Below are 20,108 nucleotides of genomic sequence, written 5' to 3'. Positions count from 1 at the left end.
CCATGCTTTCACTCAAAAAACACATAAAACAAAAACAAATTCGACAAAACTGTGAAAATCATCACCTTTTACCAAAAGTATAACCAGCCACCACTTTGTTTCAATCATATTTTGCGAGTGGAAATTTCTTTAAAAGAGAAAGCTCTAAAGGAAATAAAACATCCTAAAATAGAAATAAACTCATCAAAATTGGAAATAAAGAATCTTAAAAAAGTAATAAAACCTCCCAAAATAGAAATAAAGCCAGCCATTCCCCGCAAATCTTTCTTTGACTATAAAAAAACATCCCAACATAGTTAGGATGCGAAGTCTTTCTGCTATTTAATTCTTAAAAACCTGCGTGTAGAAATCCTAGTGGTAGGCGATAGCCCATGTAAACAGTGAATGCAAGAACAAGAATAAATATAATCCAAAGAACACCAGTAGATTTTTCTTTTTCTTTACGCATTAAAACAATTTCCATCATACTAATTACTAGAAGTCCACCCACTAGTTTTAAGCCATATTCCATAGCTAGATTACCAGCCATTTGTAAACTAAATACATATCCACCTGAAATAAGGATCAAAATGTAGAATACGCGTAAAATCATATGAGTAACTTTTTGACCTTTAGATCCTGCATGCATCATGGCAGATACAAGGAAAAGGATGATTGCGATTACAATCGCAGTTAAATGCAAGTGTATCATTTTCTAAATCCTCCATATACTTTTTAATTGTCACATTTATCCTATCAAATCAGTAGTAACTATACAAATATAAGAGACCGATGGAAAGATACTTTCCATCGGTCTGTGTCAAAGTGATGGCTATATTCTAGCAAATTACTTACTCAAAGCGATTTACTAAAGTACCAATTCCTTCGATAGATACTTTGACAACGTCGCCAGATTTAAGGTATTGAGGTGGATTCATACCTAGACCTACACCAGCTGGAGTTCCAGTAAGAATCACATCGCCTGGTTCTAACGTAACTAGTCTAGAAATATCAACGATTAAATCCTCTACGGAATGCATCATATCTCTCGTTGTTCCATTTTGACGAACTTCATCATTTACTTTTGTCACAACTGTTAAATTTTGAGGATTTGGAATTTCATCTTTTGTTACTAAGTATGGTCCCATTGGGCATGAACCATCTAAACTTTTACCTAAGAAGAATTGTTTATGTTTTGATTGTAAATCACGTGCAGTAATATCATTAGCAATTGTGTAACCAAATACATAGTCAAATGCTAAATTTTTAGGAATGTTCTTGCCTTTTTTCGCAATGACAACAGCAAGTTCCCCTTCATAATCTAATTGTGAAGTCACATCAGCATGAACAGATAATGTTTGTTCATCCGCAGCGATGGCTGTTGGAGCTTTAGTGAAGACCATAATATCTTCAGGTGCGTGCTCTGAACCCATTTCTTTTGCATGCTCATCATAGTTTTTACCGATACAAATAATATTTTTAGTTGTACGTGGTATTGGTGCTAACCATTCAATTTCTTTGAAGTCGCGTTTGAATTGTGATGTATCCTCTAACTCTTGTGCTGCTCTTACTAGTTTTCGAGTTTGCTCAACAAACTCATAGCCATTTGTCATACCTTCTACAATGGTTTTTGCATAAGAAGGGAGCACTTGAAGCGATTCTTGAATTGCTAATACATCCCAAACAGCTTCTTCTTTTTTGACCTTTGGACCAAAACTTAAAATGTCGTTATAACGAAATGATAAAATTTTCATGAATATTCTGCACTCCTTCTTTTTTTACCATAATACAACATTTACACACTTTTTTCCTCTTTTTTCGGCATATATTTTCCATAAGTTATTCTTTTCCATACTGCTTCAATCGGTCCTTGCTTAAAAAATAGAAACCAAAGTGATGCAAAGACAAGTTGTATCGCATATATACCAACAGCCAAAAATGTTGCTGTATCTACTCCTACTTTACCGTAAAGGCCAAAACCAAAATGATAAAAAATTAATGTGCAAATAATAGATTGCGTTAGATACACCGTCATCGACATTCGCCCGGCTTTTGCTATAGGAGTTAATATCTTCGTTGCATAAGGAATACAACAGATTAAGACAATCAAACTTGCATAACCAATAGCTAATATTGGGCCGCCAAAATAAGTTTGTACATAATCTAAAAAATAATTACGATTCAGTGTAAATGGTAGAGACTTCAAATAGATGCCAAGTGGTATCATTATGACTGCTAATATGCCCCATAAAATATATTTGTCTTTTGCTTTTTCAATCAATTGCCATTTGGAAGCGGCTGCTCCAATAAGCATATAAGGTAAAATAGTAAAGAGTGCCATCAACCACATAAATGGAGAAAATTGAACAGATAAATCCGATAAACGTTGGATAAATGCATCTGTCCAAGAACCTGCACCATATGCTTTTAAAGAACTTTCCATCGATTGAATATCGATAAATTGAGACGATTCCGTACTTGAAGGATCCGCGATTGACGCTAATCCTGTTAATAATGCTAAAACCCCATTAATCCCCATATAAAAGATTAACCCAATAGCCAATAAGAATCCCGGCTTTAAGCGAATGAGCGTAAGTAGTACTAATCCACAAAAAGCATAAGTCATCAGAATATCTCCCCACCAGATTAAAAAGGCATGCAATATCCCTATAACAAATAAAACAACGAGTCTCTTTATACCAAATTTATAAAACGAATCGCCTAATCGAGTAGCTTTTTCGTATTGCATCGCAAGCCCATAGCCAAAAAGCATGGAAAACAAAGGATAAAAACTCCCTTGTACAAAAATATCCAGACCCTTTTGAAATTCCTTATCGATTGGAACTGAAAAAAATGTTTTCAAATCGATATAAGGAGCTGGTGTACTAAATGCAAACATATTCACTAGTAAAATCCCTAGTAAGCTAACACCTCTTAAAATATCTAACGTATCAATTCTTTGCTTACTAGTTGTTGGTGTACTATTCAATCCTATTTCCCCCTACAAAACAACCGACCTTTTTGCATCGAAAGCATAAATTACTTTTTCATGTATATCGATTTGTAATATTTCTTCTAACGCTTCTTTATATAATGAAAGTTGAACGTCATATCGTTTCATCATTTCTTTCCGTAAGCCGTCAATTGTTTTCATATTTGGCTGAATTCTATCTGTTTTATAATCAAGCAATATCCAATTTCCATTGTGTTCTTGAAGTAAACAGTCAACAACACCTTGCACAATTTGCGTATCACCATCACGGTCATCTAAGCTAATCGTAAATGGCATTTCTCGATATATTTTTTGAGCATCCATAAAACGACGACCAATCTCCGTTTCAAAAAAGGCAATGATTTTCGTTGCTTGTACAGCAGTTGCTTCTTCTTTCGTCAATAGTTGGCGTTCTACTAATGTAGATACAAATTGTTGAACTGCTTCTATGTTATGCAAACCAACCTGTGGTATATGTTGCATCACAGTATGCATCGCTGTTCCAATTTCTGCTGCTGTTAATGATCGCTGTTGTAAAAAAGCAGGTCTTGTCGCAACTCTTTGCTGATTCGATGCAGCTTTAGTGAACAGTTCAGGTTCTTCTTGTGCTTCTAAATGTTGAATCCTTTTTAACTCACTGACAGATGTTTTTGAACGCTTAGTAATTGCATTTTCAAAAGTATACGGAGTATCAAATCGTTTACGAATTTCAGTTAGAATTGCATCATCTACAGATTGTTCCTCTTGTAATTCCTCTTCTTCCGTTACTTCTTCAACACTTCCAGATTGAAGTTCATCGGTATCCATGACGGTTAATTTCCAATGAGATAATTCTGAATGATTTTCATCATGCCCTTCAAAATCAGGATGTCTTGCAAAAGCTGGTCCAATCCAGTCTAAATAATTCTTTGCTTTTGCTCGAAGATAGTCAGGTAGTTTCTCACCAGAGATTCGTTGTGATTCCATCCAATTCTTTTTCGTCTTTTCCCAATCTTTTACCGAACCTACTAAAAATAATTTTTCTTTCGCTCTTGTCATTGCAACATACAAGATACGCATTTCTTCTGACTTCATCTCTAATGTTTTCTTTTCAACCATTGCTAAAAACGGTAAAGATTTATATTGAAGACGTTTTTCAGGATCAATCATTTTTACTGCTAAACCAAATTCTTGGTCAAATAAATATGGTAAATGGAAATCCATTTTGTTAAATTCTCTACCAAGCCCTGCAACAAAAACATATGGGAATTCCAAACCTTTTGATGAGTGAATTGTCATAAGTCGAACGACATTTTCCTTTTCACTAATCGCACGTGCTGCTCCTAAATCATCACCACGTAATCGCATTCTCTCTACAAATCGTAAGAAACGGAACAATCCACGGAAGGATGTCTTTTCATAGGCAATTGCTCGGTCATATAATGCTCGTAGGTTAGCTTGACGTTGTTTCCCATTAGGCATTGCACCGACCATTTCATAATAATTCGTATCCATGTAAACACGCCATATTAAATCCGCTAACGAACCACGTCTAGCTAAATCACGCCAATCCTCCAATTGTAGTAAGAATCGTTGTAGCTTCTCCGCAGTGGCTGATTTTAGCCCTGCTCCCTCGTTACGAACAAATTGCTTTAACGCATCATAGAAAGCTGCTTTTGGCTCTGCTAATCGAATGCTAGCTAACTCATTTTCAGTTAACCCAACAAATGGTGCTCGTAAAACAGATGCAAAAGGAATATCTTGATATGGATTATCGATAATTTTTAATGTGTTTAACATGATCATTACTTCAAGCGCTTCAAAATACCCTGTTGAAATTTCCGCATAGAGTGGAATTCCCGCAATTTTAAACTCTTCTACCATATCAACAGACCATGTCATAGACCGCATTAAGATGACAAAATCTCTATATTCAACGGGTCTTTCTTTTTTCTCCCACGGATCATAGACAACCATATTAGAATCCATAATACGTTTTATTTCTTTTATGATAAAACGTGCTTCTTGCTGAGATTTTTTTAATTCTTCTTCCACTTGCTCTAAATCTTTTTCATCGTCTTCTTTTGATGTGTGTAAAATCACCAATTCAAGAGGCATTTTCTTTTCATCATAAGGAGCTTTTGGTTTTAAAGAAGCTGCATCATCATATTCTACTTCGCCAACTTCTTTTCCCATCACTTGTGAGAATACATAGTTTGTTCCATGAAGTACCTCTGGTCGACTGCGGAAGTTCGCGTTTAGATCAATACGTAATCCTGTATTCGTAGGATTCTCATTATAAGTTAAATATTTTTGCAAAAATAGCGTTGGTTCAGCTAAACGGAAACGATAAATAGATTGCTTTACATCTCCAACCATAAACATATTCCCATTCGATGCATCGCCACTTTTGACTAATTGCAAAATGGTTTCTTGTATACGGTTTGTATCTTGATATTCATCAACTAAAACTTCTTTAAAACGCTCACGATAGTCTATCGCTACGGAGGATGGTACTAGTTTTCCATCTACTTCATCAGCTAAAATTGATAGCGCATAATGTTCTAAATCAGAAAAATCAACTAATCCTTTTTCATTTTTTGCCTTACCATATTGCTCACTAAATTGACTCGCAAGTTCTACCAATGTTTCGATTATTGGTTTCATCAATCGAATTTCTTCTAATAGTTTTTCTGGTGAACGTTTGAAAAAGGTATTGATGGGTTCTTCAAACATTTCTTTAGCTTGTTTTCGTTTTGACTTAGCAAGTTCTAATAATTCCTCATCGCAACTTCCCTTTTTTTGAGCTTTTGCACGATCTAGTTTAACAGATTGGAAAAATTGATAAGCTTCGTTCCAACTACGCTCTACTATAAAACCTCTTGCTTCTTGAAACAGGATTAAATCCTTTTGTGCAGTTTCTCCATAAGCAAATGGGCCATCTGGTTGTAGAGAAAGTTGATGGACTTCTTCTATTAAGCCAATTGCGCCTTCAATATTGTGGAGAATTGCTTTTTTTATATGAGGTGTAATATCTAAATCATCAATCGTCGCATCATCAGCAATTGCGTATTTTTGAGGTAGTGATTGCAACCATTTAATCGGTTCTGGATTAACTCTAGACATCTCATAAAGCTTTTGAAGCAATACTTCAATGGCTTGGTCATCCCGATCAGATGTAAAACTATCTACTAGACGATAAATAGCTTCTGCATTTTCTCCGTCATACGCAGCCTCCAACACCTCTGCTAGAGTATCATCTCTTAACAAAGCTGCTTCTGTATCATCAGCAATTCTAAAGCCAGGGTCAATATCTAACATATAGGCATACTGACGAACAATATTTAAGCAAAATGAGTGCAAGGTTGAAATCTGTGCTTTATTAATCAGACTCAATTGTCTACGTAAGTGCTTGGATTGTGGGTTTTTACTTATTTCCTTTTCCAAAGCATTTGCCATTCTATGACGCATTTCAGCAGCTGATGCATTTGTAAATGTTACGACTAATAATTGGTCTACATCTATTGGATTTGTAGTTGATATTACTTTTTCAATCATACGATTGATCAAAACAGCTGTTTTACCTGATCCCGCTGCTGCTGAAACGAGTATATCTTGTCCAGATGCCCAAATGGCTTTCCATTGGGCATCTGTCCAAGTTGCATCATCTGGTTTCTTAGGAATTTGATTCATCTTGTCCACCTTCCTTACGTATTTTTTGAATAATTTCATCTGGTTTCTCTACGGAAAGTTGACGATAATGTTGTTCTGGGTCCGTTGTATCAAATTGACAGACACTCTTATATGAACAAAACTCACATGCTGTGCGCTGTTTCATTCTAAATGGGCTAATATCTGTATGTCCCTCTAAAATTTCTTCTCCAGCTTTTCGGTGTTTGTTTCGAACAAAGTGTTGCAATGTTTTCATATCATTGGGAGCAATAATAGATGATTGACTTGGTGAAGTGCTACCATCCTTTTTCATGTAAACAGGCACTACTTGAGAATGACCACTCTTCGTTGTTAATTGATCATCCATCGCTATAATAGAATCATAGTCATCCAATAATAATCCTCGCATTTTAAAATCTTTTAGTCGTTCACTTTCTGCCTCGTCTGCTGTCAAGCTTATATTTGGGCTTAACATAGGGTTATGAACATGAATATACAAAACCCCTCCAGCTTCTGCATGAATCGGGAGCCATTCGTCCGAATTCGTAATCGCAACATCTAAATACGTCAACATTTGTAGTGATAAACCATAATAGACATCATTTAAATCTAACTTATGCGGAGAAGATTTATAGTCAACTACACGGATATAAGGCTTACCATTGACTGTTGTCGCATCCACTCTATCTATTCGCCCACGCATTTGCATTTTCTTATGATTATTCAATTCAATAATAAGTGGTGGAAGCGGCTCATTTGGTCCGAATGCAGCTTCAAGTGCAATCGGCTTAAACCCTGAAACTCTTGCGTGTTGGCTAAGTGATTGTAATGTTCTTTGTACAATAAATGTTAATTTACGAGCAATATAACGATAACGGGCGGTACTTAGTAAAATTTGATGGTAAAGCAGTGGCGATATTTCCTCAACTGCTTTTTTAGCCAATATTGCACATTGTTCGGTCGATAGTTGTGCCCATGTTAATTTCATACGATCTGTTTCTTCTGCAATCCATTTCAATGCAGCATGAAATAAATCCCCAATCGTTGGCGTTTCTAAGCGATATACCGCTCTTTCTTCTAAATGTAAACCATATGTAGAAAAATGGGCGAACGGACATCGATAGAATTTTTCTATTCGTGATACACTGGAATTTAGTGTGGATCCATACAATGCTTCTGTATTTTCTGGTGTTAACTTTTCTGCCGTATTTGGTGTTGTTAAAGGTCGCATTAATCGTTCTAAAACAGTCTTCCAATATGGATCTTCTTCATAATAGCGTTTCAACGCAAGCCATTCAGGGGCTATTTCCCCGTCTTCTTGATGTAAACGAAGTTGCTTCATCAAATAAGCTAAAGAAGTACTTGGATGCATTATATAAGTAAGTGCACTTTGCTCTTCTGTAGATTCACTTGGATCGACTAATGCGATTGTCTTCTTAATATCGACTAACTGTTCTTCTAAACGATTAATATAAAGAGACGGTAATAGTGCTTTACTTTCCTCATCTGCTATTGCATAGGAGACAATAAGTCGATCTGATTGCATTGTAAAAACATGATAAGCAATAAATTCTTCTTCTAACAATCTTGCTTTTGAAGTCGGTGCAATTTCGTAACCCGTTTGTAAGAACCATTCACGTTCGTTATCTGCTAGCAGACCTTCGTAGTCTATTCGTTTCGGATAAACGCCTTCATTGACGCCTATAACAAATACCGCCTTCATCTTTGATAAACGAGCAATATCCGCATTAGCGACAGTGACTTGATCTAGAGATGGTGGAATACGAGAAAACTCTAACGTATCAAATCCTTCATCTAATATTTCATATACTTCTTCCAGCGTCATTGGTTGATCTCCGAATAACATCACAAACTGATCTAAAATCTCGACCCAATGATTCCAAGCTTGTTCATGTTCACTCGCTTCTAGTAAAAGACCTTTCTCTATTTCATGGTCTTTTAGTGCTTGTAGCTTATCATAGACTTCAAGACCTTCGATAAAGTTATATAAAGCTGCAATAATTTCTCGACCTGTTGTTGCTTCTTTTAGTTGTTCTTCAAATGCTTTTAAAGGTTCACGGATTTTCCCACGAACGGCTTCGATTTCTTGTTGATAAGCACGTTCTTCATCTGTTTGGTTTTTCGTGAATAATTCTAAACCGCGGTACTTTTTATATAACCATCGTTTCTCTTCGAACCAACGATCACCATAAATCCCTTGTGCAAGTACAAAGTTTTCCAATATATCTGCTCTTTCTCTCCACACTTGAATATCGGATGTGCGAGGGAAAAACAAATCTGTTTTAATTGCCCGGAAAATAGGTTCATACTTCCAATCAGACTGAATTACTTCTAATGCAGAGCGACTTAACTCTATTAGTGGATGATGAAGCATCGGTTTTTTCTGACTGACAAAGACAGGAATATCGTATTGTGGGAAAGTTGTAGCGATTAAAGGATCGTAGACATCAGCTTGACGATAGATGATTGCGATATCGCGATACCGCATATGCTCATTTTGTGTTAGTTCTTTAATCTTTCGAGCAACAGCATGGATCTCTGCTCGTCGATTAGCAGCCTCAATGATTTCTACACTACCGTCACTTTCTTTTGGAACTGGCGGGAACACTTCAAATTGACTCTCAATATGTCGTAAATCAGCTGTATGAAATCTTCGTTGTTCTTTACAGTAGTAGATAGGTTCAACTTCTATCCCATTTTCAAAAGCTAAATCTTTTAGTCTCAAACATGTACGAGCCGATTGGTAAAACAAAGCTTGTTCGTCATCAGCATCAGCTTCTGATTCCATTGGTAAAACGACTGTTACGCGATGAGCTATTTTCAATAATTCTTGAACCAATTCAAATTCTCTTGTTGTAAAAGCTGTAAAACCATCGATATATATATCCGCTTCGCGAATCATTTTTGAATCGACTAATTGAGACGTTAAAAGTGGGTAATACCCTTCACTATCAATATATGTAGTCCCTAAAGCATCTTCAATCGCCTGAACGAGTAAATGTAAATCATGGATTTTATCTCTTAATGTTTTTGGTGCATCTACTTGTTCGAAACTTTTCTCTAATTGATCTAGCGCGGCACTATCTAAACTATATCGACTAAATTCCTTTAATAAGGATTCCATTTCAGCGGTAAATCCACGCTTATCGGCAGCCTTGCGAAACAAAGCGAATTCTTCTTTATGATTTTCTAATAATTTTCGAATAAGCATTCGGTATCCAAAACCATTGACTTCTTTTCGGCTTATACCACCGGTTTCTTGCAAAACACGCCAAGCTAAACGTTTAAAAGTGGTAACCTGTGCTCTTATTAACCCCTTCACATCATAATCATGTGTCATATCATACTCAGCTGAAAATGACATTTGGTCTGGGACTATCAAAAAAATTGGTGAACCAAGTGGATTTTTTTTCACCTCATTCACTATCTCTTGTTGAATATATGTCGTTTTACCAGTGCCTGAACGCCCTGTTACAACACGCAGCGACATTTAAAAACCCCCTTTAACTTACCTCTAATATACCACAAAATAGGAACATTTGTTCTATTTTGTGTTGTGTTTTTTCGAATATTCACGCATATTTTTTTCTACTTTTTCATTCATCTTTGCTTCTACCTGTTTTCCTCCCCACCATAATAAGAGGATAATAACAACAATTAGGCATGTCCGAATTGGATTTGTTATTAATGCGCTCAAGTCTGAACCAATCCAGCTAATGATGAAAATCATTACTAATTTTGCAAGCATAACCGTAACTAAATAAGTCTTCTTCTTTAAATTCGATAAACCTGCCACAATATTTACTAGAGCAGATGGAGTAAACGGAAAACAAAGTAATATAAATAACGGCGTAAAACCTTGATATTCTACCCAGTGTATTAACTTTTGTACTCCTTGTCTTTCTGTAAAAAAACGAAAAGCTTTCATTTTACCAAATTTACGGATGACTAAAAACACACAATATGCACCTAAAACTGCACCACCCCACGAAAACAAGAAACCCCACCACAAGCCATATGCGCTAGCATTTGCAACTACAAAGGCTGCCAATGGCAAAAATGGTAAAAACGCTTCTAAAAAGGGTAAAGCAATAGCTAATAGAGTACCCATTATGCGATATTGTTGTGCTAATGCCTGAAAATTTTCAATGGATAACCAATCTGGCACTCCCATTGCCTCCTTCAAATCTTACATTTAAGATTTTCTACCTATTTTATTCTTCTATTAGGAGCGCTTTGCACTCTTATAAGTTGCGATTAGCAGACCTTTTTTGAAGAACTTACATGGAAAAATATTAAGGATAGTTCTTTTAATTCATTATACAATAGATGCATAATTTCTAGATGTTTTAAACTTTTAATTTCCGTCAATTTTTCATTCTAACCTTTGGTGAGTAAATAATTAGCGAAACCAGCATTAGTGTTTGAACAGTAATATTACGACATGGATTTAATTTGGACATGAGAAAAAGAAAGAAAGGGTCGTCCCATAAGTTTTCTACTTATGGGACAACCCCTTCTTTCTTATTTAGTTTTTATGCTGATTCATCATTCTGTTTGAATACCAAAAACCAATTGTTAAGGAAATCGCATCGATTACATATAAAACAGGTGGATGCGTATATCCTGCATAGATTGAAGCAGCGATTAGTGCAACTGAAAGAGCTAGACCAACATATTGTTTGAACGTTATTCGCGTGAATAATACAACTAATAGTCCTGGTAATATCAATGCCATTAAAAACTTTGTTACCGACATTTCTTCACTCCCTATCGTACAACGAGCAAGCCAATTCTAAAATGATCATGACGATAAATGACGTGCTGTCTTAAGCGAACCTCTCCATCTTGATCAAGTACTTCTAATCGACAATGCGCGGCATTCACTTGCAACGCTTCATAAAGTTCTTCTTCCGTTTTTACAGGAATACCATTTACTTTGCGAATACATTCACCGACTTGAATGCCCATCGCCTCTGCAGGAGAATCCGGTAACACACCAGCTACCATGACACCAGAATCTTGTGGCATCACAGCATAACCACCATGACGTTCACTTAGTGAATAGATAATAGATACTAATGCTCTTCCGACTACAGCAACACTTACAGCTGCAATCCCCATAATAGGGAAGAAATTAGCAATAATAGCTTCGATTAAAACAATCACGCCTAAAATTTGAACTGTTTTTCCTAATTGCGGATAAAAATGTACCGGAAGTAATTTACGAGAACGTTGTTGGAACCCAACTACTAATGGTACAAGAATGAATGAAAATGATTCACTGCCTAATGTAACTTGAGGCCAATATGGAATATATTCTTGAATTGTCCCACCTGGTAACACAAAAAATACCGGAAGAATCCATAAACGCTTAGCCAAATAAATAGCTGAGGGTAATCCTCTCTCCGTTTTTAATATTTTCGGAGATGCAATTTTGGACGCATTTTTTGCGATTAAATATCCTTCTGCAATAAGTAAAAGACCAATGATACTTGGAATCGACACTAGCATACCAACATGCATTGATGTACTCATAATATCCCAATTGAAAAAATGCCATGAGTGATCCGAAATATATGTATACCACATTATGATAAATGCAATCCCTAAAGGATATGCTGCAGATGCTAAGTGGTAATAAAACGTAATTAAACACAACACACCTACAGCAGCACTTAAAACGATAAATTGAATCGGTACTACTAATCCAATAGCAACACTAATGACCGAGATAATCAGCCCTAGTAGCCAGCCTTCTTTGAACATTAAAATTGTTTCAGACCAGCCCCAAAAGATCCGTATATTAAATGATTTTCTTTCCTCTTTTACACGACGATATCCTATTAATATCGAAAATATAATAGCAACATACAATAATGGGTTTAAAAAGAAACGGCCGATGCCTTTTACTAATTCTATGACAATATCTAAAAACATAACTTCGCATCACCTTTCTAACTTTTGCTACATATGATTGTCTTTTCATTGTACCAAACGACCGTTTGAAAACGAAACATTTTCGGAACTAACTTTCAAATAGTTTCATTAATTACTAATTTTGTGGCTCAAATAGCTAATAGCCATCTGTAATTGTAAATCATTTTCTAATTTCTCCCTATATTTTACCACTTCTTGACGTAAAGCAAATAGGAATTCCTCATCCATTATTTTATTATTATTTAAATTATGTTTCTTACTATATTCTTTAACTGCCTCAGCAGTGGTTCTATCAAAATAACCATCTACTCTATTGATTGAATATCCTTGTGCTTTTAGTACTTGTTGTACGTATTGGATACTTTCAGCGAAATCTCCTTCTTTAAAGTTACCTGTAATTGGTGGTAGATTTATATGATATAGGGCATCTTGTTCTACTTCTATTGTCGGCTTAATCCCTTTACCGTGAATCCATTCACGCTTCGGCGTTAACCATTTATGTGTAGAAAGCTTTAGTTCTCCACCATTTGATAAAGGCCACGTTCCTTGAACTGTACCTTTACCAAAGCTTTTATCACCAATTATCGTTGCACGGCTTAACTCTTTTAACGCTCCACTTAAGACTTCACTTGCAGATGCACTTCCTTCATCCTGAAGTAACACAGTCGGTAATTTCTGCAACTGCTCATCATACTCAAATGCTAAATCCTTTTTTCCCAATTGTAGTGGTTCCTGATTTCCAACAGCATCTTCCATATAAGCAAATGTCGTTTTTGGTTTTGTTAAACTACCAATAATTTGTGCTACACTCTTCAAATATCCTCCAGGATTACTTCTAACGTCAATGATTAATGCGGTAATATTTTGTTTGACAAGTTCATCTGTATTCTTATACCATTCTTCTGCTGTTTTTTCTCCAAACATTGCAATAGAAATATAACCAATATTCTTACCTTCAGAAACTAAGACTTTACTTGAAACAGATTTTTGAGTTATTGCTGCCCTTGTAATATTTAGTTCTACATGGCGCTCCTCAGATGGTCTGTATACCGTTATTTTCACAACGGTGCCTTCTTTACCTCGTATGAGTGCTAGTAATTCGGTTAATGACTTTCCGTCTGTACGTTCTTTATCAACTTGAACTATTTCATCGTACGATTTTAATCCAGCCTTTTCAGCTGGAGAATCCTTCATAGGAGATATGATGATAAAGCGTCCTTGGCTTTCTGTAATTTCTGCGCCAATTCCTACTCGTTCATCTGACAACTGCTCCCTATGTAGTTTCGCCTCTTCTTTCGTATAGTAAGTACTATACGGATCTTTCAGCGATCCCGCCATTCCATTAATAGCACCTTCAATCAGTTGCTTTTCTGATGTTTCATGAACAGACTGTTTACGGATTAAATCATACGCTTCCTCTACAGATTGAAAAACATCTTGGTCCGCTTGTACAGCCTTGTCCGTTTTCTGATACTTCCAATACCCTAAAACACCAATACCGACTAAAATAATCATGCATAAAAATAGCCACCGTTTTCTCATTAATCTCGTCCCTCCCATATCTATTCAATGTATGAGGAGAAGACAAAATTTAAAACTTGAAAATGGTGGCCTGCTTTTTATTATTTTATGTTAGCTATTATGTCCGACATCTTTTTTTGATCCATCGGTCCGGTAATCGTTGTTTGTATTTTTCCTTTTGTATCGATGAAGTAAGTTGTTGGAATTGTTACAATTTGATACTGTTCTTGTTGTTCACCATCTGTATCCAATAATACTGGATATGTCATATCATATGATTTAACAAAATCTTTAATATAATCCTCATCTTTATCTGACTTTTTTAAATTCACTGCAAGGATTTCTACATTATCATCTTTTGCTGATTTTTTATAATACTTTTCCATATGGGGTATTTCCGCTTTACATGGTGGACACCAAGTTGCCCAGAAATTTAAAATCACTTTTTTCCCCCGATAATCAGAAAGCTTCGCTTCTTTCCCATCAAGTGTCTTTAGCGTAAAGTCGGGTGCAGTTTGACCAACTTTTAACCCACTTTCATTTTCTACAGTAGATGAAACTTGTGTAGATGAAGTATCTATTTTTTCATCATCAGCTATTTTAGATTTCATAAAATTCGTTAACGCAATCGCGATTAATACAACGACTACTAACAACGCAAAGATTTTCTTTTTCAACTTTTGTTCCTCCTAGGCTGCACTAATATCCTAAATATGATGAATAGTAATGTCACCAATACTGATAATTGCCAAATACCTAATGGCTGTAATGACGCGATCAACATATGTGAAAAGAAGAATAAAATCAGCAATTGTCTATGCCAAATAATGCCTTCATTTCTTTTCCAAAATGCTATCACAATCCAACATGAAAAGCTAATGATTGTTAACCCTTTCTGCCACAAAAATGCATCATTTAAAATAGCCATCATTATTTGATAAAAGCTTTGGCAAAGTATACTACTCAAAAACAAAGCTTGTAAATCTTCCTCCAATATGCCCCTACTTCTTAATTTTTTCCAAAGTGTGGCTAACATAAACAACATACCTATTACAAACCCAATCATACCACCATTAAAGTAAAGTATTGTGAGTGGATGCTTAATAACTATCGAAAAATCTGTGACAATGACACTGAATTTCCAAACGAGGATTAGCGTAAGAACAGCATCTGCATAAATGGATGCAACTTCTTTTCTATATACTTTCCATAATAGAAGCCCTACAATCAGCATACTACTCAAAAATGCAATCCATGAAGATGGTAGTGAAAGTGCTTTGATGGTATACCACTCGGTAATTTCCACTTTTAATCCCTCCCAGTAAAAAGTGTGTGTCTATAAAGTCATTTGAGACACACGTAGTATGTTGATTTATTGTCATTCGACTAACTAAGTAGCAATACTTCATATATAAGCTAATTTTTGTTCTAGAAAGAAGGGCTGCCCCGTAAGTTTTCTACTTATGGAACAGCCCCTTTTAATTTGTTTTATCGCTCAGCGTTTTATAAAGAGATATAACGTAACGGATTTACAGCACCAACACTTTGCCCTTGCCATGCTGTAGTGTGAATTTCAAAGTGTAAATGGCTTCCAAATGATCGTCCTGTATTGCCCATATAGCCGATGACTTGTCCTTTTTTAACGGATTGTCCTACTGTTGAATTGTAACCACTTAAATGTGCATACACAGTTGTAAATGTATGACCGTTAATCGAATGTGTGATCATAATAACATTTCCATATGTAGACAAAGGACTAGCTTTAAAGACGACACCATCTGCAGCAGCAACAACCGGTGTTCCTATTTTATTGGCTAAATCCACGCCATAGTGAAACTCGGGACCCGCACCGATATTACGCCATCCAAAACCAGATGTTAGTGTACCATTTGTCGGCTTCGTCCATGTGCCACTTGCTACTTCAGGAATATTGCCCGTTTCACCTGAATTCGAAACAGCTGTAGTACTTGAACTTTTGCTCGCAGCTTCCGCTTGTTTACGAGCAACTTCTGCTAATCTCGCTTGTTCTTTTTCTATCTCTTTTTGAACTTTTTTACTTATATTTAGCGCCTCCGAATATTCTTTTTCTAATAACTTTTTCTCAGATTTTAAATGATCTTGCTCAGCCTCTAGTTGATCAATTAGATGGTCTTTATCCTTTTTCTTCTCATCTAAACTTTGACGTAATGAATTCAGTTCATCTCGATACATTTCTTGTTTTTGTAATTTTTCTTCTAGAGTTGCTTTTTGCTCTTCAAGTTTGTTTTTATCATCATGTTGCTCTTGTAAAATCATTCGGTCTGCTTCTAACAAAGTGTTAACCGCAGATACACGATCGATAAAATCGCCAATACTTTTAGCCTTCAACACTACATCGAGATAACTTACTTCCCCACCATGTTCCTGAATTGCCCTTGCACGTTGTAGAAGAAGCTGATCACGTTCCTCTATTTTTTGCTCTAAGTCATTAATAGAATCTTTTAAAATATCAATCTCAGAATTGGTCTTATCAATTTTCTCTAATGCTTTTTTAATCTTATGATCTGTTTTGAGGATTTTTTTATCGAGTTTTGAGATTTGCTCCATAATATGATCCATTTTTGATTCATTCTTAGTAATCTTTTTTGATTTCTCTTGAATAGTAGATTGTAATTTCGATTCTTTTTTATTTAATTCCTGTTGTTGGCTTTTTAAATCCTCGATAGATTCTGCATTTGCTGTAACCGATGGAATTATCAATGTTATTGCTAATGCTGTGGCAATTGCGCTCGTTAAACTTCTCGACTTTTTGTTCAACTGGTGAACCCCCTATCACTATCAAATTTTTATCTCACATCTACGATTGATTACTAAATGTGAAAAGCTTTCATTAACTGTTTCTGTAAATCTCACTTTAAATTTTTAAGAATTTTCGTACGGACATGAAACTACCCCATATACCAATCAAAACGCCCATTAATAAGATCAATAAATCTACTTCAAAGATGAATGGTTTCGAATTAAGTAATTGGAAAATTTCACCTTGTAATTTTGGTGCAAGTGCATTGTAAATTTGAGTGTATAAAATGGATACAATTAAAATAGGAATAATTGATCCTAATAGACCTAACCACATACCTTCTAAAATAAATGGAATACGTACAAACCAGTTTGTTGCACCTACTAATTTCATAATCTCAATTTCTTTTCTTCTCGCTGTAATAGTAATCTTAATCGTGTTAGAGATTAAGAACATTGCAGTTAAAAGTAAAGCAATTATTAATACGATTCCTACGTTTCTACTAATATTTAAGAAGTTAAATAGTTTTTCAATTTTGCCTTTCCCATAAAGCACTTCATACGTGTTATCTAATGTATCAATTTGTTTTGCAACTTTTGCCGTTTGTTGAGGATTTTTGGCTTTTACATACAGTACATTTCGCAATGGATTACTTTGTTTGAAGAGACTTAAATCTTCACCAAAATCTTTGACCAATCCATTTAATTCATGTTCTTTAGATGAATATTTCATCGATTCGACACCAGGCATGTCTTTTATTTGCTGTTGTAAAGTTGCTTCAGCTTTTTCATCTGCTTTAAGGTCGATAAGGACTTTAATTTCGACATCATTTTCTAAATCATTGGCTACCTTATTTAAATTCATCATAATCACCATAAATACGCCAACCAATAATAATGTGACTGTTACTGCACTTACTGAAGCAAACGTCATCCATCCGTTTCTTCCAACCGACTTTATACTTTCTCTGAAGTGACGACCTAAAGTTCTAGCCTTCATAGCCGTAGTCACCTCCACGTTCATCGCGAACAATGAGTCCGCCTTCAATAGCAATTACTCGACGACGCATATTATTAACAATTTCTCTATTATGCGTTGCCATAATAATCGTAGTTCCGCGTGCATTAATTTCTTCAAACAGGTTCATAATATCCCAAGAAGTTTCTGGATCTAAGTTACCTGTCGGTTCATCCGCAATAACTACTTTTGGTACATTCACAATTGAACGAGCAATCGATACACGTTGCTGCTCCCCACCTGACAACTCATCAGGGAACATTCTAACTTTTTTCTTTAAACCAACTAAATCTAGTACATCCATTACGCGTTTACGAATTTTTGAAGGGTCTTCTTCAATTACTTCTAACGCAAATGCAACGTTTTCATATACATTCAATCTCGGTAATAGTTTAAAATCTTGAAAGACAACACCTATCTGCCTTCTTAAATGAGGAACTTCTTTGTTTTTTAATTTCGAAAGATTCATTCCATTGACAATAATCTCCCCAGAAGTGGCTTTTTCTTCACGATACATCATTTTAATAAATGTCGATTTACCTGCGCCACTAGGTCCAACGATATAGACAAACTCACCTTGTTTAATTTTTATATTAATACCATTGACCGCAACTACGCCATTGGGGTACTTCTTATAGACATTCTTCATTTCTATCATTTTTTGACCACCCATTTTATAGTAAAACTTAACCAATTCTATGTAAGCTTATTATAACATTGAATAATTTGTCTACCATTACAGTAATATTTCAAATCATTAAATATATTATTTTGTCATTACTTAGATAATATTACGGTAATTGAGCGAAAAAAGTCTGCAAAAAAGAGCGATTTAAAAGTGAAAAACCACTTTTAAGTCGCTCTTTTATACGTATTATGATTTATAGATTGTATCGAACAATCACTGAACCTGTTTTCGTTTCTCCTTCAATGGCTAATGATGATTGACTATCAATATTTTTGGAGAATTGAACGGTTTTTTGTAAAAATTGACTTTGTTCATTTATTCGTTGAACATCCGGTAAGCGAACATCCATTTTACCCAAATTAGATGAAACTTCACCATGTAAAGAAATTGTACTTGGAATATATATTTCTACAGTACCTGCAACAGTTTGAGCTTTAATACTTCTAGCATCGTCAGAACGTGTTGTCACAACAACGTGTCCATTCACAGAGTTTGCTTCAATTTCAGTTATTTCTCCATCAATGTAAATTCGTCCGTTTACAGTTTCTGCCTCTACTTCGTCGCCTTTAACCTCTCTTAACTCTATAGCTCCATTAGCAGTTTCTAGATCGAGTCTTCTAAAGTTTAGAGACTTACAGCTAATGCCACCATTCATCGTTTTGACTTTTAGTTTATCAAGATTAATGTTGTGAATACTAAAGCCACCATTAAATTGGTGAATTGATATCAGGCTATATTTAGTTTCTGGAATATATAATGTTACGTCAACGCGAATTTTCTTTGTCGTACTTATCACACGCAGTGTTCCATTATCATTTTTACATACAAATTGGCCTTCGAATTCTTTTTCAATATTGTCATTTAACTTTACAAAGGAGGGTTTTACTTGATATACAGCTTTTGCTTTTCCATCAAATGATGGTTTAATCTCTATATTACCATTTGGAATATCGATACTAATATTTTTGAAATCCGAAACTTCAATAATTTCTTCTTTTTCAAATGTAGTAGGATCCATAAACGTCTTCTCAAAATCAAATTCTTTTACCTTTGAAAGAGTTGTATTCATCAGATCAACAAATTTTGTGCTGAATTGCGTAAAATCCTTTTTCAAATCTTCAAAGAATGTATCATCTACTCTAGAAGATTGATTTTGTTTAAATTTTTCGTCTTGTTGCTTTGTAAAGTCTTCTTCGTTTGTATATGAGTCTGATTGAGATTGACTATTTGCGAATTGAGATTGTTCAGTTGTTGTATTTTGCTTTTGAGTATTCACAGATTGTGCTGCTGGTTGTTCCAGTTTCTCTAATAATACTAATGCTTCTTGAGCAGTGATGGTGCCTTTTTCAACTAAATTTAAAATGCGTTTACGTTCGTCTTGCATTTTACTGGCCTCCTTATTCGTATTACTTATAGTTACGAATCACTTGGAAAAAAGTTTCATATTATCCTGCGAAACCTGTTTTACTAACTCTGCTAGAGCGCCTTCCGTTAATGGTTTTGAGTTATCAAAAGTAATG

At 35.3% G+C, this 20,108-nt stretch carries 15 protein-coding genes; all 15 read right to left on the bottom strand.

What is annotated here, in order from left to right:
- Nucleotides 1–328 precede the first annotated feature (328 nt).
- The 15 genes from D1606_RS13270 to D1606_RS13200 all read right to left on the bottom strand — a co-directional run bounded on the left by D1606_RS13270 (nt 329) and on the right by D1606_RS13200 (nt 19,972).
- Entirely contained in the window at nt 329–691 is a 363-nt protein-coding gene (locus D1606_RS13270; RefSeq protein ID WP_119416498.1) for a YisL family protein, read from the bottom strand.
- Nucleotides 692–830: 139 nt separating this feature from the next.
- Nucleotides 831–1,733: a fumarylacetoacetate hydrolase family protein gene (locus D1606_RS13265; RefSeq protein ID WP_119416497.1), complete on the bottom strand. Its 903-nt coding sequence runs from the start codon at nt 1,731–1,733 to the stop codon at nt 831–833.
- A gap of 41 nt (nt 1,734–1,774) precedes the next feature.
- Nucleotides 1,775–2,968 (bottom strand): DUF418 domain-containing protein, encoded by a 1,194-nt coding sequence (locus tag D1606_RS13260; RefSeq protein ID WP_233548111.1) that lies wholly within the window; start codon nt 2,966–2,968, stop codon nt 1,775–1,777.
- A 12-nt stretch (nt 2,969–2,980) separates the two neighbouring features.
- The gene (addA, locus tag D1606_RS13255; protein ID WP_119416496.1) at nt 2,981–6,643 is read right to left on the bottom strand and encodes a helicase-exonuclease AddAB subunit AddA; all 3,663 of its coding nucleotides are present in this window, start codon (nt 6,641–6,643) and stop codon (nt 2,981–2,983) included.
- On the bottom strand, nt 6,627–10,133 hold the full coding sequence (gene addB, locus D1606_RS13250; RefSeq protein ID WP_119416495.1) for a helicase-exonuclease AddAB subunit AddB: 3,507 nt from the start codon (nt 10,131–10,133) through the stop codon (nt 6,627–6,629). The genes addA and addB overlap by 17 nt, the downstream gene beginning before the upstream one ends.
- A 54-nt stretch (nt 10,134–10,187) precedes the next feature.
- A complete protein-coding gene (locus tag D1606_RS13245; RefSeq protein ID WP_119416494.1) occupies nt 10,188–10,817 on the bottom strand; it encodes a TVP38/TMEM64 family protein in 630 nt (209 codons plus the stop codon).
- Between the two features lie 354 nt (nt 10,818–11,171).
- The gene (locus tag D1606_RS13240) at nt 11,172–11,402 is read right to left on the bottom strand and encodes a CsbA family protein (protein ID WP_119416493.1); all 231 of its coding nucleotides are present in this window, start codon (nt 11,400–11,402) and stop codon (nt 11,172–11,174) included.
- 11 nt (nt 11,403–11,413) lie between these two features.
- Nucleotides 11,414–12,583, bottom strand: a complete 1,170-nt coding sequence (locus D1606_RS13235; RefSeq protein WP_119416492.1) for a PDZ domain-containing protein — start codon at nt 12,581–12,583, stop codon at nt 11,414–11,416.
- A gap of 108 nt (nt 12,584–12,691) precedes the next feature.
- Nucleotides 12,692–14,125, bottom strand: coding sequence for a S41 family peptidase (locus D1606_RS13230; protein ID WP_119416491.1), 1,434 nt, complete (start codon nt 14,123–14,125; stop codon nt 12,692–12,694).
- 80 nt (nt 14,126–14,205) lie between these two features.
- Nucleotides 14,206–14,781, bottom strand: coding sequence for a TlpA disulfide reductase family protein (locus D1606_RS13225; protein WP_233548109.1), 576 nt, complete (start codon nt 14,779–14,781; stop codon nt 14,206–14,208).
- A complete protein-coding gene (locus D1606_RS13220) occupies nt 14,778–15,410 on the bottom strand; it encodes a hypothetical protein (RefSeq protein WP_119416490.1) in 633 nt (210 codons plus the stop codon). The genes D1606_RS13225 and D1606_RS13220 overlap by 4 nt, the downstream gene beginning before the upstream one ends.
- A gap of 197 nt (nt 15,411–15,607) precedes the next feature.
- On the bottom strand, nt 15,608–16,900 hold the full coding sequence (locus D1606_RS13215; protein WP_119416489.1) for a murein hydrolase activator EnvC family protein: 1,293 nt from the start codon (nt 16,898–16,900) through the stop codon (nt 15,608–15,610).
- Between the two features lie 97 nt (nt 16,901–16,997).
- Nucleotides 16,998–17,882, bottom strand: coding sequence for a permease-like cell division protein FtsX (ftsX, locus tag D1606_RS13210; protein ID WP_119416488.1), 885 nt, complete (start codon nt 17,880–17,882; stop codon nt 16,998–17,000).
- Complete coding sequence (gene ftsE / locus D1606_RS13205) at nt 17,872–18,558, bottom strand: cell division ATP-binding protein FtsE (RefSeq protein ID WP_119416487.1); 687 nt, start codon at nt 18,556–18,558, stop codon at nt 17,872–17,874. Before ftsE ends, ftsX begins: the two co-directional genes overlap by 11 nt.
- 223 nt (nt 18,559–18,781) lie before the next feature.
- Nucleotides 18,782–19,972 carry a DUF4097 family beta strand repeat-containing protein gene (locus D1606_RS13200; protein ID WP_119416486.1) on the bottom strand — a complete coding sequence of 397 codons (1,191 nt, stop codon included), beginning with the start codon at nt 19,970–19,972 and terminating at the stop codon, nt 18,782–18,784.
- Nucleotides 19,973–20,108 lie beyond the last annotated feature (136 nt).

Origin of the sequence: Rummeliibacillus sp. POC4 (assembly GCF_003576525.1) — a bacterium.
Lineage (GTDB): Bacteria > Bacillota > Bacilli > Bacillales_A > Planococcaceae > Rummeliibacillus.
Note: the sequence above shows the minus strand (reverse complement) of the source record. Positions and strands in the feature narration are given on the sequence as shown.